General features: G+C 70.4%; 22 protein-coding genes and 1 riboswitch. Of the genes, 16 read left to right on the forward strand and 6 right to left on the reverse strand.

Going from position 1 to position 23,320, the window contains the following annotated elements; all coding sequences use genetic code 11:
• The first annotated feature begins 35 nt into the window (after positions 1-35).
• Both rpe and OG963_RS35850 read left to right on the forward strand, forming a co-directional pair.
• Positions 36-719 carry a ribulose-phosphate 3-epimerase gene (rpe, locus tag OG963_RS35845; protein WP_030918954.1) on the forward strand — a complete coding sequence of 228 codons (684 nt, stop codon included), beginning with the start codon at positions 36-38 and terminating at the stop codon, positions 717-719.
• Between the two features lie 175 nt (positions 720-894).
• Positions 895-1,911 (forward strand): sugar-binding transcriptional regulator, encoded by a 1,017-nt coding sequence (locus tag OG963_RS35850; protein WP_030918957.1) that lies wholly within the window; start codon positions 895-897, stop codon positions 1,909-1,911.
• A gap of 105 nt (positions 1,912-2,016) precedes the next feature.
• On the opposite strand, the gene OG963_RS35855 is transcribed toward OG963_RS35850, so the two are convergent.
• Positions 2,017-3,039, reverse strand: coding sequence for a terpene cyclase (locus OG963_RS35855; protein ID WP_030918960.1), 1,023 nt, complete (start codon positions 3,037-3,039; stop codon positions 2,017-2,019).
• Positions 3,040-3,344: 305 nt separating this feature from the next.
• Here OG963_RS35855 and OG963_RS35860 point away from each other — a divergent pair, with 305 nt between their 5' ends.
• Complete coding sequence (locus OG963_RS35860; RefSeq protein WP_093775384.1) at positions 3,345-4,811, forward strand: GuaB1 family IMP dehydrogenase-related protein; 1,467 nt, start codon at positions 3,345-3,347, stop codon at positions 4,809-4,811.
• A 94-nt stretch (positions 4,812-4,905) separates the two neighbouring features.
• On the opposite strand, the gene OG963_RS35865 is transcribed toward OG963_RS35860, so the two are convergent.
• The gene (locus OG963_RS35865; protein WP_093775386.1) at positions 4,906-5,895 is read right to left on the reverse strand and encodes a GDSL-type esterase/lipase family protein; all 990 of its coding nucleotides are present in this window, start codon (positions 5,893-5,895) and stop codon (positions 4,906-4,908) included.
• A 158-nt stretch (positions 5,896-6,053) separates the two neighbouring features.
• Between OG963_RS35865 and OG963_RS35870 the strand changes: the two genes are divergently transcribed.
• From OG963_RS35870 to OG963_RS35880, 3 genes are all read left to right on the forward strand, one after another.
• A complete protein-coding gene (locus OG963_RS35870) occupies positions 6,054-6,509 on the forward strand; it encodes an Lrp/AsnC family transcriptional regulator (RefSeq protein ID WP_030918969.1) in 456 nt (151 codons plus the stop codon).
• A 253-nt stretch (positions 6,510-6,762) separates the two neighbouring features.
• Positions 6,763-7,560, forward strand: coding sequence for a carbon-nitrogen hydrolase family protein (locus tag OG963_RS35875; protein ID WP_093775390.1), 798 nt, complete (start codon positions 6,763-6,765; stop codon positions 7,558-7,560).
• Positions 7,561-7,608: 48 nt separating this feature from the next.
• Positions 7,609-9,315 (forward strand): NAD(P)/FAD-dependent oxidoreductase, encoded by a 1,707-nt coding sequence (locus OG963_RS35880; RefSeq protein ID WP_030918974.1) that lies wholly within the window; start codon positions 7,609-7,611, stop codon positions 9,313-9,315.
• 146 nt (positions 9,316-9,461) lie between these two features.
• Here OG963_RS35880 and OG963_RS35885 read toward each other — a convergent pair whose 3' ends face one another.
• The 3 genes from OG963_RS35885 to OG963_RS35895 all read right to left on the reverse strand — a co-directional run bounded on the left by OG963_RS35885 (position 9,462) and on the right by OG963_RS35895 (position 12,516).
• A complete protein-coding gene (locus OG963_RS35885; protein WP_093775524.1) occupies positions 9,462-10,163 on the reverse strand; it encodes a DUF5995 family protein in 702 nt (233 codons plus the stop codon).
• Between the two features lie 159 nt (positions 10,164-10,322).
• Positions 10,323-11,201: a UTP--glucose-1-phosphate uridylyltransferase gene (locus OG963_RS35890; protein ID WP_371800345.1), complete on the reverse strand. Its 879-nt coding sequence runs from the start codon at positions 11,199-11,201 to the stop codon at positions 10,323-10,325.
• Complete coding sequence (locus OG963_RS35895) at positions 11,125-12,516, reverse strand: uracil-xanthine permease family protein (protein WP_371799830.1); 1,392 nt, start codon at positions 12,514-12,516, stop codon at positions 11,125-11,127. Before OG963_RS35895 ends, OG963_RS35890 begins: the two co-directional genes overlap by 77 nt.
• A 266-nt stretch (positions 12,517-12,782) precedes the next feature.
• On the opposite strand from OG963_RS35895, the gene OG963_RS35900 reads away from it, so the two are divergent.
• A complete protein-coding gene (locus OG963_RS35900) occupies positions 12,783-14,078 on the forward strand; it encodes an alginate lyase family protein (RefSeq protein WP_327424016.1) in 1,296 nt (431 codons plus the stop codon).
• Positions 14,079-14,128: 50 nt separating this feature from the next.
• On the opposite strand, the gene OG963_RS35905 is transcribed toward OG963_RS35900, so the two are convergent.
• Positions 14,129-15,355, reverse strand: a complete 1,227-nt coding sequence (locus OG963_RS35905) for an MFS transporter (protein ID WP_327424017.1) — start codon at positions 15,353-15,355, stop codon at positions 14,129-14,131.
• A 149-nt stretch (positions 15,356-15,504) separates the two neighbouring features.
• On the opposite strand from OG963_RS35905, the gene OG963_RS35910 reads away from it, so the two are divergent.
• From OG963_RS35910 to OG963_RS35950, 9 genes are all read left to right on the forward strand, one after another.
• Positions 15,505-16,710, forward strand: coding sequence for an ROK family transcriptional regulator (locus OG963_RS35910; protein ID WP_093775398.1), 1,206 nt, complete (start codon positions 15,505-15,507; stop codon positions 16,708-16,710).
• Positions 16,711-17,098: 388 nt separating this feature from the next.
• Positions 17,099-17,229, forward strand: a riboswitch (FMN riboswitch).
• Between the two features lie 158 nt (positions 17,230-17,387).
• On the forward strand, positions 17,388-18,488 hold the full coding sequence (ribD, locus tag OG963_RS35915; protein ID WP_371799831.1) for a bifunctional diaminohydroxyphosphoribosylaminopyrimidine deaminase/5-amino-6-(5-phosphoribosylamino)uracil reductase RibD: 1,101 nt from the start codon (positions 17,388-17,390) through the stop codon (positions 18,486-18,488).
• Complete coding sequence (locus OG963_RS35920) at positions 18,489-19,097, forward strand: riboflavin synthase (RefSeq protein ID WP_030918999.1); 609 nt, start codon at positions 18,489-18,491, stop codon at positions 19,095-19,097.
• Positions 19,094-19,738 (forward strand): nicotinamide mononucleotide transporter family protein, encoded by a 645-nt coding sequence (locus OG963_RS35925; protein WP_030919002.1) that lies wholly within the window; start codon positions 19,094-19,096, stop codon positions 19,736-19,738. Before OG963_RS35920 ends, OG963_RS35925 begins: the two co-directional genes overlap by 4 nt.
• Positions 19,735-21,033 (forward strand): bifunctional 3,4-dihydroxy-2-butanone-4-phosphate synthase/GTP cyclohydrolase II, encoded by a 1,299-nt coding sequence (locus OG963_RS35930; RefSeq protein WP_093775402.1) that lies wholly within the window; start codon positions 19,735-19,737, stop codon positions 21,031-21,033. The genes OG963_RS35925 and OG963_RS35930 overlap by 4 nt, the downstream gene beginning before the upstream one ends.
• A 29-nt stretch (positions 21,034-21,062) precedes the next feature.
• Positions 21,063-21,548: a 6,7-dimethyl-8-ribityllumazine synthase gene (ribH, locus tag OG963_RS35935; RefSeq protein WP_030919009.1), complete on the forward strand. Its 486-nt coding sequence runs from the start codon at positions 21,063-21,065 to the stop codon at positions 21,546-21,548.
• Positions 21,549-21,583: 35 nt separating this feature from the next.
• A complete protein-coding gene (locus tag OG963_RS35940) occupies positions 21,584-21,856 on the forward strand; it encodes a phosphoribosyl-ATP diphosphatase (protein WP_018524273.1) in 273 nt (90 codons plus the stop codon).
• A 72-nt stretch (positions 21,857-21,928) separates the two neighbouring features.
• Complete coding sequence (gene hisG / locus OG963_RS35945; RefSeq protein ID WP_093775404.1) at positions 21,929-22,777, forward strand: ATP phosphoribosyltransferase; 849 nt, start codon at positions 21,929-21,931, stop codon at positions 22,775-22,777.
• A gap of 58 nt (positions 22,778-22,835) precedes the next feature.
• Positions 22,836-23,300 (forward strand): PH domain-containing protein, encoded by a 465-nt coding sequence (locus OG963_RS35950; RefSeq protein WP_030968850.1) that lies wholly within the window; start codon positions 22,836-22,838, stop codon positions 23,298-23,300.
• Positions 23,301-23,320 lie beyond the last annotated feature (20 nt).

The following is a 23,320-nucleotide window of genomic DNA, read 5'->3' on the forward strand; positions in this document are numbered from 1 at the left end:
CGGGGAAGTGCCGCGGAACATGGCAGGCTTGGCACATGGCCCAGATCAACCCGAGCATCCTGTCCGCCGACTTCGCTCGCCTCGCCGAGGAGGCGAAGGCCGTCGAAGGCGCCGACTGGCTGCATGTCGATGTCATGGACAACCACTTTGTGCCCAACCTGACCCTCGGCGTGCCCATCGTGGAATCGCTCAGCCGGGCCACGGACACTCCGCTGGACTGTCACCTGATGATCGACGACCCGGACCGCTGGGCACCGCAGTACGTCGAGGCGGGGGCCGGTTCGGTCACCTTCCACGCGGAGGCCGCGGCAGCGCCCGTACGGCTGGCGCGTGAGATCCGGGCCAAGGGGGCCCGCGCCTCCATGGCGCTCAAGCCTGCGACGCCCATCGAGCCGTACGAGGACCTGCTCCCCGAGCTCGACATGCTGCTGATCATGACGGTGGAGCCGGGCTTCGGCGGCCAGGCCTTCCTGGACATCATGCTGCCGAAGATCCGCCGTACCCGTGAGCTGATCTCCAAGCATGGTCTGGAGCTGTGGCTCCAGGTCGACGGCGGGGTCTCCGAGTCCACCATCGAGCGGTGCGCCGAGGCCGGTGCGGACGTTTTCGTCGCCGGTTCCGCGGTGTACGGGGCCCAGGACCCGGCCGAGGCGGTACGCGCCCTGCGTGCCAAGGCGGACGGGACGATCGCCTCGGCGGCCTGGGCGTGCAACCACTGAAGCGGGCGGCGACGTCGGCAGTGACGACGCAGCCCGGTCGGGCCCCGGTTGCCGGTCGGCCCGGCCAAGGGCAGATGAACGCGGTCCGACGGGACCGATCAAGGACCGCCGGATCTGACAGGATGAACGGCGTATCGAGCGTGTGAACAGCAGTGAGGAGATCGCGGTGTCTGCTATGTCGGCGGGACGGTCCGCCCTGCGGATGGGGCCCGCGGAGCTGGTGCAGGCGGCGGCCATGGCCCGCCGCTTCTACCTCGAGGGAAAGTCGAAGATCCAGATCGCCGAGGAGTTCGGCGTCAGCCGCTTCAAGGTGGCCCGGGTCCTGGAGACGGCGCTCGAGCGTGACCTCGTACGGATCGAGATCCGCGTCCCCGCGGAGCTGGACGCGGAGCGTTCCGACGCGCTGCGGGCCCGTTACGGGCTGCGGCACGCGGTCGTCGTCGAGTCTCCTGCGGAGGAGCAGGACGACGCCCCGGATCCGGAGAACCTGGGCGAGGTCGCGGCCGATCTTCTCGGCGAACTGGTGAACGAAGGCGATGTCCTGGGCCTGGCCTGGGGCCGGTCCACCATCCACATGGCGGCGGCCCTCGACCGGCTGCCGCCGTGCACGGTCGTGCAGCTCACCGGGGTGTACGACGCGGGGACCGCCGAGCGTGGTTCGGTCGAGGCGGTCCGGCGGGCAGCCCAGGTCTCCGGTGGCGAGGCCCACCCGATCTATGCGCCGATGCTGCTGCCCGACCCGGCCACGGCCGCGGCGCTCCGCCACCAGACCGGCATCGCGCGCGCCTTCGAGTACTTCGACAAGGTGACGGTCGCCGCGGTCTCCATCGGCTCCTGGGAGCCGGGCATCTCCACCGTCCACGACATGCTGACCGACGAGGAGCGGGAGCACTACGCGTCGCTCGGCGTCGCCGCCGAGATGTCCGCGCACCTCTTCGACACGGAGGGGCGCCGGGTCGGCCGCGACCTGGGCGAGCGGTGCATCACCGTCGAGGCGGACCGGCTGCGGCGGATCCCCGAGGTGGTGGCGATCGCGGGTGGCCAGCGCAAGGCGGCGGCGATCGGGGCGGTCCTGCGGTCCGGTCTGGTCACCAGTCTGGTGACGGACACATCGGCCGCCGAATATCTGCTGACGGAGTCCGCGGCGCCGCGGCGTCCCGCACTGGAGCGGGCCGACCCGGACGGGGACTGAGCGGGGCAGGGCGGCGCCCTGGACGGGCCGTCCGCCGACCACACCGCACCCCGGCCGCCGGATGGGCTCCAGCCCGCCCGGCGGCCGTTGCGATGCGCTCCGGGGTCAGTCCTGCCGCACGCCCAGGACCGTCGGCTCCAGGTACTGCTGCGGCTCCTTGTACTGGCTGACGTCCGCCGGGTTGTAGCGCGGCGTCTGCCGTGACCAGTCCAGATTGCCGCGCATCCAGCTCCGCATCCCGTTCATGTACGGGACGAGCATCCCGGAGAGCAGCGGGTAGGCCGTCACCAGCTCGGCCTCGGCGGCCAGGAAGCGTTCCGTCTCCCTGGCGATCTCCGCGCAGACGTGCTCGAGCGCCTGCTGCTTGCCGTATCCGCGGTGGTGCCGGACCAGATGGACGAGGTTGTGGATCTCACCGAGGACCTGTTCCTTCTCGTACGAGTACACGTCATTGGCCCAGCACACGACGTTGCACGAGGCTTCGAGGGCGACGATGAACCTGGGGTCGTTGTGGATCGACTCGGGTGCCTCGATGCCGGCCACGATCTCTATCAGGTCCATACAGACATGTATGGCGCCGGTGTGCCGCCGCTTGGCGATGTACGTCTCCTCGGACGGCACGACGCCGTTCGCCCGGTTCCCCGCCTCCCAGGTGGTGGCGGTGGTGAGGTACGTGATCAGGTGCCAGGCGAACCGTCGCAGCCAGTGCGCGGCCGCGTTCGGCGTCGTGCGTTCCCACAGGTCGGCCAGGGCGACCACCGCGGCCGGCAGCTCCTCGTCCGGCAGCGGGCCGGCGCCGGTGCCCTGGACCACTGTGCGCATCAGCGCCACCACGTCGCGAACCCGGTCCGGGCTGCGGCCGAGGTGGCCGTCGTCGAGCTGGTCGTCGACGAGAAACAGCCATACGAACCAGTCGGCGACGAGATCGAGATTCTCGGCGTTCGCGGTCGGATACACCATGCCGACGAACGCGCCGAAGTCGGCTTGCTCGAAGCGCTCCCTGGCTGAATCCCGGTGTACCAGACCGGTGCTGCGCGTCCAGCTGTCCAGGTGCGCACGGGTGTGCGCGACGTGCGGGTTCGTCTGCTGGGGGAACGGGCAGTAGATGTCCGGCAGTTCGTTCTCCACGGGCGGGTCTGGATCCTCTCCGGTCGTACGTGTGACGGAAGTTGGGGCCGTTCCGCCTGTTCCTCGGGACCTGGTTGCGACCCGCGGGACCTGCGCGTTTGAAGCTACCTGACCCCTTGTCACCAGGTCCAGGGAAGATGATCGCGAATGGTTGAAAGCTGTTCGGGTACTGTCTGTGGGTAAGGCAGGTTCCACTTGCCCGGGACTCCCGTACGCGGCCCTTGTAGGAACGTACGAACACGGGGGCCTTTTGCTGTGTCTTCAGGGCAGCGACCTGCGCGGTTCCGTATGAAAAAATGAGACCTATGCGTTTTCTTGAGCCCGGCACCGGTCGCTACACAGAGTCCCCCTCGGTCCCGTACGACCTCACGTACGACGATGTCTTCATGGTTCCGGGCCGCTCAGCGGTCGGTTCCCGCCAGGGTGTCGACCTCTCCTCGCCGGACGGCACCGGCACCACCATCCCGCTCGTGGTCGCCAACATGACGGCGATCGCGGGCCGCCGGATGGCCGAAACGATCGCCCGCCGCGGCGGGCTGGTCGTCATCCCCCAGGACATCCCGATCGACGTCATCACCGATGTCATCTCCTGGGTCAAGACGCGCCACCTCGTGCTCGACACGCCGATCGTGCTGACCCCGGGGCAGACCGTCGCCGACGCCCTGTCGCTGCTGCCGAAGCGCGCGCACGGCGCCGGCGTCGTCGTCGACGACGGGCAGCGGCCCGTCGGCGTCGTCACCGACCACGACCTGACCGGTGTCGACCGCTTCACCCAGCTCTCCGAGGTCATGTCCAAGGACCTGGTGCTGCTCGACGCGGACATCGATCCGCGTGACGCGTTCAACAAGCTCGACGGCGCCCACCGCAAGCTCGCCCCCGCCGTCGACGCCGACGGCCGGCTCGTGGGCATCCTCACCCGCAAGGCCGCGCTCCGCGCCACCCTCTACACCCCGGCCACCGACGCGGACGGCAAGCTGCGGATCGCCGCCGCCGTCGGGATCAACGGCGATGTCGCGGGCAAGGCCAAGCAGCTCCTCGACGCGGGCGTCGACACCCTCGTCGTGGACACCGCGCACGGCCACCAGGAGTCCATGATCAGCGCGGTCCGCGCGGTCCGTGCGCTCGACCCGCAGGTGCCGATCGTGGCCGGCAACATCGTCGCCGCCGAGGGCGTGCGCGACCTCATCGAGGCCGGCGCGGACATCATCAAGGTCGGTGTCGGCCCCGGTGCCATGTGCACCACCCGGATGATGACCGGGGTCGGGCGGCCCCAGTTCTCCGCGGTGCTCGAGTGCGCCGCCGAGGCGAAGAAGTACGGCAAGCACGTCTGGGCGGACGGCGGCGTCCGCCACCCCCGTGATGTCGCCATGGCGCTCGCCGCGGGCGCGTCCAACGTGATGATCGGCTCCTGGTTCGCCGGTACGTACGAGTCGCCCGGCGACCTCCAGCAGTCCGCCGACGGGCGTTACTACAAGGAGTCCTTCGGCATGGCGTCCGCGCGCGCCGTGAAGAACCGCACGTCGGACGAGTCGGCGTACGACCGTGCCCGCAAGGCGCTCTTCGAGGAGGGCATCTCCACCTCGCGGATGTTCCTGGACCCGGCCCGCCCCGGCGTCGAGGACCTGATCGACTCGATCATCGCGGGCGTCCGCTCCTCGTGCACGTACGCCGGTGCGGCGTCCTTGGAGGAGTTCGCCGAGAAGGCGGTCGTCGGTGTGCAGAGCGCCGCCGGTTACGCCGAGGGCAAGGCGCTGCACGCCAGCTGGAGCTAGTCACGCGTTCCCGGCAGCGCCGGGAGACGACGAGGAAGAGGTCCGGGCCACCGACGCGGCCCGGACCTCTTCCGTCGGCGGGGGAGCACGCCGCTCAGCAGTCCCCTGCGTAGGGCGTGAGCGCCTTCGTGACGGCCGCCGCCAGACGCGCGTGGCCGGCGTCGTCAGGGTGCAGGCCGTCCGCCAGATGTTCCGGCCCGAGGACATCGCGTCCCGGCAGCACGGACAGCCGGGAGTCGCCGGCGCTGACGAGGTCGGCACCGGCCTCCTCCAGCGCCGTCCGCAGCTCGCGCAGAGTGGCCCCGAGGGCATTCGGGGTGTCCTCGGCCTCCGGGCACACGAGCGGTGAGATGAGCAGCAACGGTGTCCCGGGGTGGCCCGCGCGCACCAGTGTGATGAACGCGCGCACCGTCTCGTACAGCAGCGGCGCCGAGAACGGCACTCCTGACCAGCAGTTCGTACCGAACGCCAGCGTCAGTACGTCGGCCCGGAGCGCCGCGATCTGCTCGGCGACGCACAGCTCACCGCGCGCCGACCCGGCGTACCCCAGATTGACCGCGTCCAGCCCGAGCGCACGGCCGGCCACCGCGGGCCACGCGTGGGCGGGGCGCGTGGACCACCAGCCCTCGGTGATCGAATCGCCGTGCACCACCCACCGCGGCTGCGCCGGCGCGGGCAGCAGCGTGCCGCCCACCGCCCGCACGCCGAGGATCAGCGGGGACTGTCCCTGCGGCGGATGAACCGTGAACGGGCCTTCCCCGGGCGGGAGTTTGAGCACGGCGACCGCCTCCTCGGCGGGCTCCGCGAAGATCTCCGCCACGCACCGGTCGCCCTGCCAGAGTGCGAACACATGCGCGAGGTCGTGCAGCGCGTCCGCCGGGTCGGGCACGGTGGCGCGGTAGCGGATCTCCACCGCACGCGCGCCCGGTGCCAGGAACTCCAGCCGTACCCCGATGGGCAGCCGCGCCCGCGCCCGGGTGTCCCACGGCAGCCGGGCCAGATCGGCCGGGTCGGCGCGTACCGTACGCACACCGTCCCGCCAGGCCACACCGCGCAGAAAGGGTTCGGGGTCGAGCCAGGTCATCGGGTCTCCGTTCGGTAGGGGTGCGCACTGCACCCTTACCCCGCCGCGTCGCCCCGACGTCCGTACGGCTCCGTCCTCCACCGCGTGTTCTACTTCGGGTGCGGCACGGTGTGCCGCAGTCCCCCGAACATCCATCGCAGAGAAGTGATCCACCTGAAGTGCGACTGAACGATCTCGACGAACGCATCGTCCACGCCCTTGCCGAGGACGCCCGCCGCTCCTACGCAGACATCGGCGCGATCATCGGCCTCTCGGCGCCCGCGGTGAAGCGCCGCGTCGACAGGCTGCGCGCCGAGGGGGCCATCACCGGCTTCACCGTACGGGTCGACCCGGCGGCGCTCGGCTGGGAGACCGAGGGGTACATCGAGATCTACTGCAGCCGCAACACCTCTCCGGAGGCGATCAAGAGCGGTCTGGCGCGCTATCCGGAAATCGCATCGGCCTCCACCGTCACCGGGGAGGCGGACGCGATCGTCCAGGTCTTCGCCGCGGACATGCGCCACTTCGAGCAGGTGCTGGAGCGGATCGCGGGCGAGCCCTATGTGGAGCGCACCAAGTCGGTGCTGGTGTTGTCGCCGCTGCTGCGGCGGTACTCCTCGGGGACTCCGGGCTGATCACACAGGCGGTCGGCGACTCGCCGGCCCGTCATGTCGCGGCCGCGTGCAGGCACCGGGACAGGTGGTCCTCGGCGAGACCGAAATCACCCCTCTGACCTGCAACGACACTCCACGCAACGAATCACCGCCGCAGCGGTGGATCACGCAATGGATCGACGGTCGACGCGCAACGCTCGCGCCTTGTCCGGCCGGAATCCCGGCCCGTACCGTCTATACGTCCCCGCTCAGCCCGCACCGCCCGAGGTCTGCCATGCCGCCGTTGCGCACCGCCCTGCTCCAGAGCTCCGGACGTCCGGGCTCGGTGGCCGAGAACATCAAGGCGCTCGACGAGGCCGCCGGCCGCGCGGCAGCGGCCGGGGCCCGGCTGCTGGTCTGCCCCGAACTGTTCCTCACCGGATACGCCATCGGCGACGACGTGCCCCGGCTGGCCGAGCCCGCCGACGGCGCCTCCGCGCGGACCGTCGCCGACATCGCCGTACGGCACGGGCTCGCGGTCCTGTACGGCTACCCGGAGCGCGCTGACGAGCTGATCTTCAACGCGGCGCAGCTGATCGGCCCGGACGGCACCCGGCTCGCCAACTACCGCAAGACCCACCTGTTCGGCTGCTTCGAGCAGCAGTGGTTCACCCCCGGCGAGCAGCCCGTCGTCCAGGCCGAGCTGGACGGCGTACGCATCGGGATCATGATCTGTTACGACGTCGAGTTCCCGGAGAACGTGCGGGCGCACGCGCTCGCCGCCACCGACCTGCTGCTGGTGCCGACCGCGCAGATGCACCCCTTCCAGTTCGTCGCCGAGTCCGTCGTGCCGGTCCGTGCCTTCGAGAGCCAGATGTATGTCGCGTACGTCAACAGGACAGGTCCGGAGGGCGAGTTCGAGTTCGTCGGGCTGAGCTGCCTGGCCGGCCCCGACGGCACCGTCCGTACCCGGGCCGGACGCGGCGAGGAGCTTGTCGTCGGCGATGTCGACCCGGAGTTCCTGAGCGCGTCCCGCGCCGCCAACCCGTATCTGCACGACCGCCGCCCCGGTCTGTACGGCTCCCTCGTCTGAGCCCGCGCCCTCCCGCCTTCTCTTTCCCGTGCAAGGAGTCCGTACCCCATGACGTCCACGGTGCCCAACGCCGTCCAGCACACCGACGCGCAGCCGCCGATCACCATGTTCGGGCCGGACTTCCCCTATGCCTACGACGACTTCCTGGCCCATCCCGCGGGGCTCGGCCAGATACCGGCGACCGAGCACGGCACCGAGGTCGCCGTCATCGGTGGCGGGCTCTCCGGCATCGTAGCCGCGTACGAACTGATGAAGATGGGCCTCAAGCCCGTCGTCTACGAGGCGGACCAGATCGGCGGGCGGCTGCGCACCGTCGGTTTCGACGGCTGCGACCCCGAGCTGACCGCCGAGATGGGCGCGATGCGCTTCCCGCCGTCGTCCACGGCGCTGCAGCACTACATCGATCTGGTGGGCCTGCGGACCGAGCCGTTCCCCAACCCGCTGTCCCCCGCCACCCCGTCGACCGTCGTCGACCTCAAGGGCGAGTCGCACTACGCGGAGACCATCGCCGATCTGCCGCAGGTCTACCGCGATGTGATGGACGCCTGGAACGCCTGCCTGGAGGAGGGCGCCGACTTCTCCGACATGAACCGGGCGATGCGCGAGCGCGACGTCCCGCGCATCCGGGAGATCTGGTCGAAGCTCGTCGAGAAGCTCGACAACCAGACCTTCTACGGCTTCCTCTGCGCCTCCGACGCCTTCAAGTCGTTCCGGCACCGCGAGATCTTCGGCCAGGTCGGCTTCGGTACCGGCGGCTGGGACACCGACTTCCCCAACTCCATCCTGGAGATCCTGCGGGTCGTCTACACCGAGGCCGACGATCATCACCGCGGCATCGTCGGCGGCAGCCAGCAGCTCCCCCTGCGGCTCTGGGAGCGCGAGCCGCAGAAGATCGTGCACTGGCCGCTCGGCACGTCGCTGTCCTCGCTGCACGACGGCGAGCCCCGCCCCGCTGTGACCCGGCTGCACCGCACCGCCGGGAACCGGATCACCGTCACCGATGCGACCGGCGACATCCGCACCTTCCGTGCGGCGATCTTCACCGGCCAGTCCTGGCTGCTGCTCTCCAAGATCGACTGCGACGACGCCCTGTTCCCCATCGACCACTGGACGGCGATGGAGCGTACCCACTACATGGAGTCGTCGAAGCTGTTCGTTCCTGTCGACCGGCCGTTCTGGCTGGACAAGGCCGTCGACGACCGGGGGGTTCCCACGGGCCGGGACGTCATGTCGATGACGCTCACCGACCGGATGACCCGGGGTACCTACCTCCTCGACGACGGGCCCGACAAGCCGGCCGTCATCTGCCTCTCGTACACCTGGTGCGACGACAGCCTGAAGTGGCTGCCGCTCTCCCCGAACGAGCGGATGGAGGTCATGCTGAAGTCGCTCGGCGAGATCTACCCGGACGTCGACATCAGGAAGCACATCATCGGCAACCCGGTGACGGTGTCCTGGGAGAACGAGCCCTACTTCATGGGCGCGTTCAAGGCCAACCTGCCGGGCCACTACCGCTATCAGCGGCGGCTGTTCACCCACTTCATGCAGGACCGGCTGCCCGCCGACAAGCGCGGACTCTTCCTCGCGGGCGACGACATCTCCTGGACTGCCGGATGGGCCGAGGGCGCCGTGCAGACCGCGCTCAACGCCGTCTGGGGTGTGATGAGCCAGTTCGGCGGCGCCACGGATGCGACGAACCCCGGCCCCGGTGACGTCTTCGACGACATCGCCCCGGTCGAACTCCCGGAGGACTGACCGGCGTCACCCGGGCCGGCGGACGCTGAGCCGCCGGCCCCGGCCCCGGCCAGGCACCGGCACCGGCCAGGCACCGGCACCGGCATCGGCAGACGGTGCCCGGATGTGCCGCCCTCGCGGTGCGGTGGCCTTCGCAGGGTGCCTGGTCAGCGGAACGGAGTGAGCAGACAGCGCCCGACCAGACCCGCACCCGCGTCCATCCGCTGCCGGAACTCCTCGGCGAGCAACGGGAGATCACGCAGCCGCCACAGCACCCGGGCCGCCGACCACGCCGCCTCACGGGCCCGGTCCAGACTCCATGACCCCAGCAGATGGGTCAGCGGATCCGCGACCTCCAGCAGATCGGGTCCCGGCATCAGGTCCTCCCGGATCTGCTCCTCCAGCATCGCGAGGAGATCGCCCACCTGGTCGAACTCGTCCTGCAGGTCCGGCGGAGCGCAGCGGAGCGTGCGGCAGGTGTCCACCACGGCGAGCGCCAGATCGTGGCCGATGTGTGCGTTGATCCCCGCCATCGCGAACTGCAGCGGCCGTACGCCGGGATGGTGCCGGTACTGGAACAGCGGGCGCCAGCAGTCGGGCGGACGGTGTCCCGCCGACGCAGCGTCGACCGCCGCGAGATAGCGCTCCGCGAACTTCACGTCCAGGGCGGCCGCGGCCGGCCGGTCAGGGAACGCGCCTTCGGTGATCTGCCGGTCGATGCTCTCGGTGACTGCCAGATAGACCCGGTTGAAGACCGCCACCCCGTCCACCGGCGGCCAGGAGGACTGAAGCTCACGCATCCGCCCGAGCACCGAGGTGACAGCGGGCGGCGCGGCGACGGGAGCGGCCCGGTCCGCGAACTGCTCCATCTGCTTGAACTGCGCCATGGGGGCAGCGTCCCAGCCATGGGCCCGCGGTGGCGCCGACGGGCCCAGGGTTCATCGGAACGGGGGAACGACGGCAGAGCCATCGGTGTCCCGGACATGGGCCCCGGGGTGCATCGGACGGGGGAGCGCGGCGCTGCGCCGTCAGGTCGAAGGCGTCTCGCCGACGTCTTGCGCGAGCCTGCGCAGATGGGGGCCGTACTCCGGGTCGGCGAGCGCGGCGGCGAACTGGGCGGTGAGATAGGCCAGCGGGTTGCCGGTGTCGTACCACCGGCCCTCGATGACCTGCCCGTACACGGGGTGGCCGGCCGCGTAGGCGTTGATCGCGTCGGTCAGGTAGACCTCGCCGGTGCGGTGCTCGTACCAGCGTTCCGTCTGTCGGCGCAGCTCGTCGACGATGCCGGGGGTCACGACGTATCCACCGATGGCCGCGTACGCCGACGGCGCGTCCTGCGGCTTCGGCTTCTCGACGAGGCCGGAGATGCGCAGGAGCCCGTCGTTCATGTCCTCCCTGACGACGGGTACGCCGTAGCGGTGGGAGTCGGCGGGCTTCATCGGCATGAGCGCGAGTACGGGGCAGCTGGTCGCCTCGTACGCCTTGATCAGCTGCTGCGCACGCGGAGTCCCGGCGACGAAGACGTCATCGGGCCACAGGACCAGCATCGGCTCGTCACCGAGGTTCCGCGCCGCGTTGAGGACGGGGGTTCCGTTGCCGTACGGGCCGTGCTGGTCGAGGTAGGTGATGTGCCCGCGCCTGGACAGGTCGCCGACTTCCTCCACTGCGTCCGCGTACGCGTTCCTGCCGTCCGCGCGGAGCTGGGCGACGAGCGCGGGGTTGGGCCGGAAGTGGTCCTGGATCAGTCCCTTGCCGCCCGAGACGACGATGGTGATGTCCGTGATGCCCGAGGCCACGAGTTCGCGCACGGTGTGTTCGATCACCGGCTTGTCACCGACCGGCAGCATCTCCTTCGGAATCGCCTTCGTGAGCGGGAGAAGGCGCGAGCCGAGGCCCGCAGCGGGGATGACTGGCGAAGGCCCGCAGCACGTGGTAGCCGGTGATCACGACGATGGTGCCGAGCGCGATCCCGCTCAGCTCGAAATCGTCGGTGATCTTCAGGCTGACCCCGCCGACACCGATGATGATGCCCGCGGCGGCCGGTACCAGGTTCAGCGGGTTACGGAGGTCGACGTTGCCGCTCATCCAGATCTGGGCGCCCAGCAGGCCGATCATTCCGTACAGGATGACGGTGATGCCGCCGAGGACCCCACCCGGGATGGCCGCGACGACCGCGCCGAACTTGGGGCAGAGCCCGAACAGCAGGGCGAAGCAGGCGGCGGCCCAGTATGCGGCGGTGGAGTAGACCCGGGTCGCGGCCATGACGCCGATGTTCTCGGAGTACGTGGTGTTGGGCGGGCCACCCACTGCGGTGGAGAGCATGGAGGCTGCGCCGTCCGCCGCGATCGCGGTGCCGAGCTTGTCGTCGAGCGAGTCACCGGTCATCTCGCCCACGGCCTTGACGTGCCCCGCGTTCTCCGCGATCAGCGCGATCACCACAGGGAGCGCGACCAGGATCGCGGACCATTCGAAGCTCGGGGCGTGGAAGGACGGCAGTCCGATCCAGTCGGCCTTGGACACCGCCGACAGGTCGAGCCGCCAGTGGTCGACCGCTTCCGCGCCGCCCGCCGGTGAATGGATCTTGCCGAAGACCCGGTCCAGCACCCAGGACAGCACGTAACCGAAGACGAGACCGAGGAAGATCGCGATGCGCGAGAAGAATCCGCGCAGGCACACCACGGCCATACCGGTGAAGAGCATGACCAGCAGCGCGGTCCACTGGTCCTGCGGCCAGTACGTCGACGCGGTGACCGGTGCCAGGTTGAAGCCGATGAGCATGACGACGGCGCCGGTTACCACGGGCGGCATCGCCGCGTGGATGATCCGGGCACCGAAGCGCTGCACCGCGAGACCCGCGAGGAAGAGCGCCACGCCGACGACGAAGACCGCCCCGGTGACGACGGCGCTGTCCCCGCCACCGGCCCGGATCGTCGCGGCCACGCCGACGAAGGAGAGCGAACAGCCGAGATAGCTGGGCACCCGGCCGCGCGTGGCGAGCAGGAAGATGGCCGTCGCGACACCGGACATCATGATCGCGAGGTTCGGGTCCAGCCCCATGAGCACCGGGGCGACGAACGAAGCGCCGAACATCGCGACCACGTGTTGGGCGCCGAGACCGAACGTACGGGGCCAGGAGAGCCGCTCGTCGGGCCGGACCACGGCCCCCGGCGCGGGGGTCTTTCCGTCGCCGTGCAAGGTCCAGCGCACGCCGAGGCCGCCCATGGTCGCTCCCTGTGTGTCCGTGTGTGGGTCCGTGCGGTGCCCGGTGCCGTGTTCGTACGGGCCGGCGCCACCGCGGAGAAGATCAGCGCCATGGTAATGCCGGAGCGGCGTCGACCCGTGTCCGGGTTGCGTTGCGCGAGCCCCGCCCGAAGGTCCCATCCATGAATCGTGCGCGAAGCATTGTCACTCCGAACAGGCGGCTCTACGCTCGCACGGTCTTGCTCGTGAACATCATTCATATATCTGATTCATGAGGGGAGTGCTCGATGAGCGAAAGACCTCGTCGGCGTCTCGGAGCCCTGCTCACCACCGCCGTTGCCCTGGCCGCCGTCCTGGTGCCGGCCGCCTCCTCCGCAGCCGCCACGGCCCACGGCCACCGTCCGCCGCCCCGGGTGCCGAGGACCGTGGTCATCGACGGCCACCGCATGCAGCAGGCCAAGCTACGGCTCGACCACGGCGACCGGGCTCTGCGCACCGCCGTCGACGCGCTGACCGTGAAGGCGGACAGCTGGCTCGACCAGGGCCCCTGGACGGTCGTCGACAAGCCGAAGCCCGCACCGAGCGGGGACCCGCACGACTACCTGAGCCAGGCCCCGTACTGGTGGCCCTCCCAGCCGAAGACCGCGGAGAACCCATGGGGCTGTCCGTACGTCCAGCGCGACGGCGAACGCAACCCCGAGGTCGACACCGGCACCGACCGCCCCGACATCGGCAAGGTCTTCAACTCGGTCACCACGCTCAGCCTCGCCTGGTACTACACGGGCCGGAAGCAGTACGCCGAGCACGCCTCGGACATCCTGCGTACCTGGTTCCTCGACCCCGCGACCCGGATGAACCCCAACCTGAACCACGGGCAGTTCATCCCGTGCAAGTACGACGGCCGGGCCATCGGGATCATCGACTTCTCCCAGCAGTACACCTCGGTCCTGGACGCCATCGCACTCCTCGACACCGGTGCGCCCGGCTGGTCGAAGAACGACCGGACCGGCATGCGGGCCTGGAACACCTCCTTCCTGGACTGGCTGGTCGACTCGGACTTCGGCAAGCAGGAATCGGCCGCCCAGAACAACCACGGCACCTTCCAGGACATGCAGATCGCCGGACTCGCCCTCGCCACCGGTGACAAGGACCTCGCCCGCAAGGTCGTCCTTGACGCGCGTGCGCTGCGGATCGACCCGCAGATCGCCGCCGACGGCACCCAGCCGCAGGAGCTGGCGCGCACCCGCAGCTGGCACTACTCGACCTTCGACCTGGTCGCCTACACGCGGCTCGCCGCGATCGGCAAGCAGGTCGGTGTGGACCTCTGGGCGTACCGAGGGCCGCAGGGGCAGAGCCTGTTCAAGGCGGTCGACTATCTGCTGCCCGCCGCGACCGGGGCGGCCCCCTGGCCGCACCCCGAGCTGGAGTTCTACCGGTACGCGGCCAGTGACATCGTGCACGCCGCCGCCGACGCCGGTGACCGGCAGGCGCAGGCCGCCGTGCCGCACCTGGAGACGCCGCCCGGCGGCGACCTCTGGGCGCTGCGGCCCGCCGCGGAACAGCTCGACTCGATCGCGGGCTGAACGTCGGCGGGCGGGGCTCCCCCCGGAGCCCCGCCCGCCGAACGAGCCCTTCAGGCCCGGGGCTCGGCCGCCGTCTCCGGTACGCCGACCGCCTTCGCCGTGACCGGGCGGTCGCCCGCCCGCAGCACTCCGGCTCCCAGCACCAGACCGAACGCCAATACCGTCACCAGACCGAACGACACGACCAGCGAGGTCGCCTCGGCGAGCGACCCGATCGCCGACGGGGCGATCAGCCCCGAGGTGTACGTGATCGTCGCGACGCCCGCGATCGCCTGGCTCGGGTTCGGCCCGCTGCGTCCCGCCGCCGCGAACGCCAGGGGGACGACCACGGCGACACCGAGGCCCAGCAGCCCGAAACCGACCATCGCCGGAACGGCGCCGGGCGCGACGACCACCAGCACACCCCCGACGGTTGCCAGCACTCCGCCCACCCGTACGGTCCTGACCGCACCGAACCGGTCGACGACCTTGTCCCCGGCGATCCGGGCCACCGCCATCGTCAGCGCGAACGCCGTCGTGGATGCGGCCGCGAGCCCGGCTGAGCTGTCCATGACGTCCCGGAGGTAGACCGCCGACCAGTCCAGGCTGGCTCCCTCGGCGAACACCGCGCAGAACCCCACCGCGCCGATGACCAGCGCCGACCTCGGGGGCAGGGTGAACCGTGGTGGCGGCTCCTGGTCCGGTTCGCTGCGCAGATCCAGTACACCCTGGCAGGCGACCAGGCCGAGCACGGTGAGCACGACAGCGGCGAGGATGTGGTGCAGCCGCGCGTCGGCGCCGGTGTGGGCGGCCACGGTGCCCGCCGCCGAACCGATCAGGGCGCCCACGCTCCACATGCCGTGCAGTCCGGACATGATCGACTTGTCGAGGCGGTTCTCCACCTCGACGCCGAGGGCGTTCATGGCCACGTCCGACATGCCGGCCGACGCCCCGTACACGAAGAGTGCCGCGCACAGCGTCAGCAGGTTCGGTGCCAACGAGGGCAGCACCAGTGCGAGTGTCCACATCGCGAGCAGTCCGCGCAGTGCGGTTCTGGCGCCGAAGCGATGACTGATCGCACCGGCCAGCGGCATGGCGAGCGAGGCACCGATCGCCGGGAAGGCCAGGGCGATGCCCAGCTGCCCGGCACTGACACCGGTGTGGTCCTGGATCCAGGGCACGCGAGTGGCGAAGCTGCCGGTCACCGCGCCGTGCACGGTGAAGACCGCGGCGACGGCGATCCTGGCCCGCCTCACCTGCTCCGTGCCGAAGACCGTCTCTGTGGATTCCGTCGTCATGCCGCCGTGCCCTCCCCTGGGAATTCTCGGTCGCGGTCGATCTCCGCGCCTGTCGTCACGGTGCGGACAGTAAACTATCAGGAACCCTGCCTGATAAATAGACCGTCAAGGTCTCTCGCCGCACGGCAGTGATCTGGAAGGATCCCGGCATGCCCGCATCACCGAGCACCGCCCGGGCCATCAACGACCGGCTCGCCCTTCGACTGCTCCAGGAGGACGGCCCCCTGACGGCCACCCAGCTGAAGACCCTGACCGGACTCTCCCGCCCCACCGTCGCCGATCTGGTGGAGCGGTTGCAGGGCGCCGGTCTGATCCGGGTGGTCGGTGAGAGCGGTGCCGAGCGACGCGGCCCCAACGCCCGGCTGTACGGGATAGTCGCCGACCGCGCCCACCTCGCCGCCCTCGACGTGCGCACCGACAGCGTCGCCGTCGTCGTCGCCGATCTCCTCGGCGTCACGCTCGCCGAGGCCACCCTGCCGATCGGCAGCGACACCGGCACCGAAGCCGCCGCGGAACAGGCCGCCGCACTGCTGGAGGACACTGCGCGCGAAGCGGGCGCCGCACCGCTGCACAGCGTGGGCATCGGTGCCCCCGGTCTGATCGATCCGGTCACCGGCGAGCTCCGCGACACCACCGGCCTCCCCGCCTGGCACCGTCGCCTCGTCCGGGTGCTCCAGCATCGGCTGCCCGCGACCGTGCTCGTCGAGAACGAGACCAATCTGGCCGCCGTCGCCGAACACCGTCTGGGCGCGGCCCAGGACCGCGACACCTTCGTCCTGCTCTGGCTCGGCCACGGCATCGGTGCCGCCGTGATGCTCGACGGCAAGCTGCGCCGCGGAGCGTCCGGCGGTGCGGGCGAGATCGGCTTCCTGCCCGTGCCGGGCGCGGTGGGGATCCCCTCCGCGGTCAACTGTGACGGCGGGTTCCACTCCCTGGTGGGTGGGGCGCCGGTGTGCGAACTGGCCCTGGGGCACGGCATCGACGTGCGTACGCGGATGGGCGCCGGGGAGCAGGAGCCGGCTGCCGCGTTCGCCCTACGGGCCGCCCTGGCCGGAGAAGGGGAGAGTGAGGCATTTCTCTCCGCCCTCGCCGACCGCCTCGCGGTGGGCGCCGCCGCCGTCGCCTCGGTCATCGACCCCGGCTGTGTGGTCCTCGCCGGCGAGGTCGGCCACGCGGGCGGCGAAGCGCTGGCGGCCCGGGTCGAGGAGCGGCTGGCCATGATGTCCCCGCTGCGGACCGAGGTCAGGGCGGGTCTGCTGGGCGGCTCCGCGGTACTCCGTGGCGCGCTGCTCGCCGCCCGCGATGCGGCTCAGGACGAGCTGTTCACCCCGGGCGGTGTCGGCAGCGCACCATGAGGAACAACTCCTCGAACGTGGTCCTACCGACCGCCCGTCGTCACCACGGGGCGCCGTGGCGCGGTGCACGATCGCGTCACGCCGTCGACCGCCGCGCCCCGGCCCGCGCCGTCGCGCAGATCGACGGCATACGGCTGTGAACGGCGGCTCAACGCCCTGATGCCCGTCGATGCGCAGTCGATGTCACCTCTCGCCCGAGGGGTCCGGTCGCGCCGGTCACCAGAGGCGTCGTCATGGAATCAGCCTGTCGGAGACAGCCGAATCGGCGGGCGGGAACCCGTCCGCGCGTACGTGCGCGAACCCGCCCGGGGCCGGGCTGTGAGCCACTCCACACCTCTCGTCCGTATGGCCCATGGACAGGCGTGGCACACTGATTCTGTAACAACAGCAGCGCACTCCGGGGTCGGTGCAATTCCGAACCGGCGGTTATAGTCCGCGACCCGTCCGCATCCAGCGGCCGGTTGACCAGGTGAGATTCCTGGACCGACGGTTAAAGTCCGGATGGGAGGCAGTGCGCGGCGGGCCGTCACAGATACGCCGCCGTCGGCGGATGCGTTTTCCGGATTCCGGAAGACCTGCGTCCGTGTCTTCGGTTTCGGCGTTTCCTGTTGCGTTCCGCTTCATCTGTCGTCATCGACAGGCCCCGGAGTCCGTGCCCGAAGAGGCAGGAGGACCCGGTGGACACCGCAGCCGACAGCACCGCCATGGGCCGAGCGATCACGCTCGCCGTCCGCGGACTCGGCTCCACCAGCCCCAACCCGGTTGTCGGATGCGTGATCCTCGATGCCGAGGGACGCCCGGCCGGCGAAGGCTTCCACCAGCGCGCCGGAGGGCCGCACGCCGAGATCCACGCCCTGCGCGCAGCAGGCGAGAAGGCCCGCGGCGGCACCGCGTACGTCACTCTCGAGCCCTGTAACCACACCGGTCGCACCGGCCCCTGCGCCCAGGCGCTGATCGAGGCGGGTGTCAGCCGTGTCGTGTACGCGGTGGCCGACCCGACCCCGCAGGCCACCGGGGGCGCGGACACCCTCCGGGCGGCCGGGATCAAGGCCGAACAGGGGCTCCTCGCCGACGAGGCCGAGGCGGGCAATGCCGCGTGGCTGACCTCGGTCCGGCTCGGCCGCCCGTACGTCCTGTGGAAGTACGCCGCGACGCTCGACGGCCGGATCGCCGCCGCCGACGCCACCAGCCGCTGGATCACCTCTCCCGAGTCGCGCGCCGACGTCCACCGGCTGCGCGCCGAGGCCGACGCCGTGGTGGTCGGCTCGGGCACCGCCCGTACCGACGACCCACAGCTCGGTGCGCGCGGCGTCGAGGGCGCCGTGCAGCCGCTGCGTGTGGTCGTCGACACCGGCGCCACGGCGGTGCGCCCCGGCGCCCGCGTCCTCGACGACACGGCGCCCACCCTGGTCGCGGTCGCCGAGGACGCCGACACCGGCCATCTGCCCGACGGGACCGTCCTGCGGCTGCCGCGTGCCGCCACCGGCCCCGGCCTGGACATCCACGCCCTGCTCGCGGCCCTGCACGCGCGCGGCGTCCGCTCCGTACTCCTCGAAGGCGGCCCGACCCTGGCCGGGGCCTTCGTCGCTGCGAGAACGGTCGACAAGGTCGTCGGCTATCTCGCCCCCGTGCTCCTCGGCGCCGGCCCCACGGCCCTCGCCGACGCAGGAATCTCCACCATCGCCCAGGCGTTGCGCCTCGACGTGACCGAGACCGTACGCATCGGCCCCGATCTGCGCATCACCGCCGTCCCCGGCCCTGCCCGGAAGGGAAACTGAGTGTTCACCGGAATTGTCGAAGAACTGGGTGAGGTCACCGCCGTCGAGAAGCTCGGCGACGCCTCCCGATTCCGCCTGCGCGGTCCCGTAGTCACCGAAGGCGCCAAGCACGGCGACTCCATCGCCGTAAACGGCGTCTGCCTCACCGTCGTCGACCTCGGCGACGGCGAGTTCACCGCCGATGTGATGGCCGAGACCCTGAACCGGTCCAGCCTCGGCGCACTGGAGACCGGCTCCCGGGTCAACCTCGAGCGCCCCATGGCGGTCGGCGGCAGGCTCGGCGGGCACATCGTCCAGGGGCATGTCGACGGCACGGGCCGCATCGTCGACCGCAAGATCTCCGAGAACTGGGAGATCGTGAAGATCTCCCTCCCGGCGGAACTGACCCGGTATGTGGTGGAGAAGGGCTCGATCACCGTCGACGGCGTGAGTCTGACCGTCGTCGACGCCGGACCCGACTACTTCACCATCAGCCTCATCCCCACCACCCTCGCCCTGACCACGCTCGGCATCAAGGAGGCCGGCGACCCGGTCAACCTCGAGGTGGACGTCATCGCGAAGTACGTCGAGAGGCTGCTCGGCGACCGGGACCGGGAGGACACGAAGTGAGCGCCGTCGGCTGGCTCAACTCGGAGGCCTTCGCCCTGTTCGGCCAGCACATCAAGTGGTCCGACATGATCGGCAACACGGTCGGTCTGGCCGCCCTCGCGCTCGGCTGGCGGCGCTCCATATGGACCTGGCCCGCGCAGCTGGTCTCCGGCGTGATCCTGCTGGCCGCCTTCGCCTCCGCCCACCTCTCGGGCAGTGCGGGCAAGCAGCTGGTGGTGATCGTCGTGGCCGCGTGGGGCTGGTGGTCGTGGAACCGCGGCAAGCAGCAGGCCCAGGACGGCTCCATCGCCGTACGGTTCGCCAGCTGGCGCGAGCGCGCCTTCCTGGTCGGCGGCGCCGCCCTCGGCACCCTGGCCGTCGGCGGGCTGTTCACCGCGTTCCCGACGCTGTCGTGGGACCCGTGGCCCGACGCGTACATCTTCGTCGGCACGGTCGTCGCGATGTACGCCCAGGCGCGCGGCATGGTCGAGTTCTGGTTCGCCTGGCTGCTGGTCGACCTGGTCGGTGTGCCGCTGAACTTTGCCAACGGCTTCGCCTTCTCCGGCTTCGTCTACGTCATTTACGGCGCGCTCGTCCTGTGGGGCATGCGCGACTGGTGGCTGCGTACGCGGACACCCGCTCTGGAAGGAGCCACGGCATGACTGCTCAGCCCACCTGGTTGCACCCGCAACACGAGAGCGTCGTCGAGGACCTCTCCCTCGACCCCGTCGAGCAGGCGATCCGCGACATCGCGGCCGGACGCCCCGTCGTCGTCGTCGACGACGAGGACCGGGAGAACGAGGGCGACCTCGTCATCGCGGCCGAGATGGCCACGCCCGAGATCGTCGCCTTCATGATGAGCGAATGCCGCGGCCTGATCTGCGCGCCGATGGAGAACGACGAACTGGAGCGGCTCGAACTGCCGCAGATGGTCGCCCATAACACCGAGTCGATGCGCACGGCGTTCACCGTCTCGGTCGACGCCTCCGCGGCACACGGCGTGACCACCGGAATCTCCGCCGCCGACCGGGCCACCACGCTCCGGATGCTGGCGGGCGGTCAGGCGGGCCCGGCCGACTTCGTGCGCCCCGGCCACATCTTCCCGCTCCGCGCCCGGTCCGGCGGCGTACTCGTCCGCAACGGCCACACCGAGGCCGCCGTCGACCTGGCCCGGCTCGCCGGGCTGCGGCCCGCCGGTGCGATCGTCGAGATCGCCGGCGAGGACGGGGTGATGCTGCGACTGCCCGAGCTGGTGCCGTTCGCCCGCAAGCACGGCCTCACGATCATCTCGATCGAGGACCTGATCGCCTACCGCCGCTCCTCCGAGCCGACCGTCCGCCGCGAGGCGGAGGTGCGGCTGCCGACATCGTTCGGCGAGTTCACCGCGTACGGCTACCGCTCCACGGTCGACGGTGTCGAGCATGTCGCCCTCGTCCACGGCGACCTCGGTGACGGCGAAGACATTCTCGTCCGGGTCCACTCCGAGTGCCTGACCGGCGACATCTTCCAGTCCCAGCGCTGCGACTGCGGCCCGCAGCTGCACGCGGCCATGGGGCGCATCACCGACGAGGGCCGCGGCGTCGTCGTCTATCTGCGCGGCCACGAGGGCCGCGGCATCGGCCTGCTCTCCAAGCTGCGCGCGTACGAACTCCAGGAGCACGGCGTCGACACCCTCGACGCCAACCTGGAGCTCGGCCTGCCCGCCGACGCCCGGGACTACGGGGCAGGCGCCCAGATCCTCAAGGACCTCGGCGTCCACGGCGTCCGGCTGATGACCAACAACCCCGACAAGACCGCCGCACTCGTGCGGCACGGCCTCGCGATCACCGGCCGCGAGCCGATGCCCGTCCAGGCCGGTGAGCACAACCTGCGGTACCTGCGCACCAAGCGGGACCGCATGGGACACGACCTGCCCTGGCTCGACGCCGCCTCGGTGTCGACCTGCGGCAACCAGTAACGAACACGGAAACGAGCGGTAGGAGAAACATGAGCGGCAAGGGCGCACCCGAACTGTCCGTACGCAACTGCGGTGACCTGCGAGTGGCGGTGATCGCCGCCCAGTGGCACGAGAAGGTCATGGACGGCCTCGTCGACGGCGCACTGCGTGCCCTGCACGACCTCGGTATCGACGAGCCGACGCTGCTCCGGGTCCCCGGCAGCTTCGAGCTCCCGGTCGTCGCCAAGGTGCTGGCCGGCCGCGGCTACGACGCGATCGTCGCCCTCGGTGTAATCATCCGCGGCGGCACACCCCACTTCGAGTACGTGTCCCACGGCGTCACCAACGGCCTCACCCAGGTCGCCGTCGACACCGGGGTCCCGGTCGGCTTCGGCGTACTGACCTGTGACACCGAGGAGCAGGCGCTCGACCGGGCCGGGCTCGAAGGGTCCAACGAGGACAAGGGGCACGAAGCGGTCACCGCGGCCGTCGCCACCGCTGCGACGCTGCGCACCGTCAGCGAGCCCTGGCGCTGAGCGAGGGGGCGGCACCCCGTACTCTAAGAACCATCATGGCGAACAAAACCTTCGAAGAGCTCTTCGCCGAGCTGCAGCTCAAGGCCGCCAACGGCGACCCCTCCACCTCCCGCACCGCCGAGCTGGTGGACAAGGGAGTCCATGCCATCGGCAAGAAGGTCGTCGAGGAGGCCGCCGAAGTCTGGATGGCCGCCGAGCACGAGAGCAAGGACGCCGCCGCCGAGGAGATCTCGCAGCTGCTGTACCACGTCCAGGTGATGATGGTCGCCCGCGGGATCTCCCTCGACGACGTCTACGCACACCTCTGAGCACGACCGCCGCACACCTTCACATCCGCACGTCCGCACAAGACTGCCTCCTCGCAAAGGAAACCTGACCTCATGCTGCGCATCGCCGTCCCCAACAAGGGTTCACTCTCCGGGCCTGCGATGGCGATGCTCCATGAGGCCGGCTACCAGCAGCGCAAGGAGTCGAAGGAACTCGTCCTCGTCGACCCGGAGAACGAGGTCGAGTTCTTCTACCTGCGGCCGCGTGACATCGCGATCTACGTCAGCTCCGGCCGCCTCGACATCGGCATCACCGGCCGCGACCTGCTGCTGGACTCCGGGGCCGATGCCGAGGAGATCCTCCAGCTCGGCTTCGCACGCTCCACCTTCCGTTACGCCACCAAGCCCGGCACGGCCCACGGCCCGCAGGACTTCGACGGCATGACCATCGCCACCTCCTACGAGGGCATCGTCGCCAAGCACCTCGCCGACGTGGGCGTCAACGCCTCCGTCGTCCACCTCGACGGCGCGGTCGAGACCGCCATCGAGCTCGGGGTCGCCCAGGTCATCGCCGATGTGGTGGAGACCGGCACCAGCCTGCGCAACGCCGGACTCGAAGTGATCGGCGAGCCGATCATGAAGTCGGAGGCGGTCGTCATCCGCCGTACGGGTGCCCCCCAGGACGACCCCAAGGTGCAGCAGTTCCTCCGCCGCCTGCAGGGCGTCCTGGTGGCCCGCAGCTACGTGATGATGGACTACGACTGCCGCGTCGAGCACCTGGAGCGCGCGGTGGCCCTCACCCCGGGCCTGGAGTCGCCGACCATCTCCCCGCTGCACCACGAGGGCTGGGTCGCCGTCCGTTCCATGGTCGCCGCCAAGGAGGCCCAGCGGATCATGGACGACCTGTACGAGCTCGGTGCCCGCGCCATCCTCACGACGGCCATCCACGCCTGCCGCCTCTGACGGCCGGACGGCCAGCGACCCACCGGCAGCCAGACCCACCGGAAGACAGAAGAACACCATGTCCGCCCCCGCGCCCCGGCCCGAACTCCCCACACTCCCGGTCACCTTCCGGCCGACCCGTACCCGGGTGGTCCTGCTGACCGTGGGAGCGGCGATGTTCGTCGTCATCACCGTCATCGCGATGAGCCTGGAGCAGCTCAGCCCGGGGGAGCGGGTCAGCTTCGTCTTCACCGCGCTGCTCTTCTTCGCCGTCCTGGCGCTGCTCAGCCGCCCCAAGGTCGTCGCCGACGACCACGGGGTGACCGTGGTCAATCTCACCCGCACCCGACGGCTGTCCTGGGCGGAGATCGTCCGCGTCAACCTGCGGGCCGGTGACCCGTGGGTGTTCCTCGACCTCAGCGACGGGACCAGCATGCCCGCCCTGGGAATCCAGCCCGGAATCGCCAAGGAACAGGCCATTCGAGACGCCGGCACGCTCCGCGCCCTCGCCGAGAATCACGGCACGGGTACGGACAACGGCTGAGCCCCCTGCCCCGTTCGGCC

The organism is Streptomyces sp. NBC_01707, from assembly GCF_041438805.1.
Classification (GTDB): domain Bacteria; phylum Actinomycetota; class Actinomycetes; order Streptomycetales; family Streptomycetaceae; genus Streptomyces.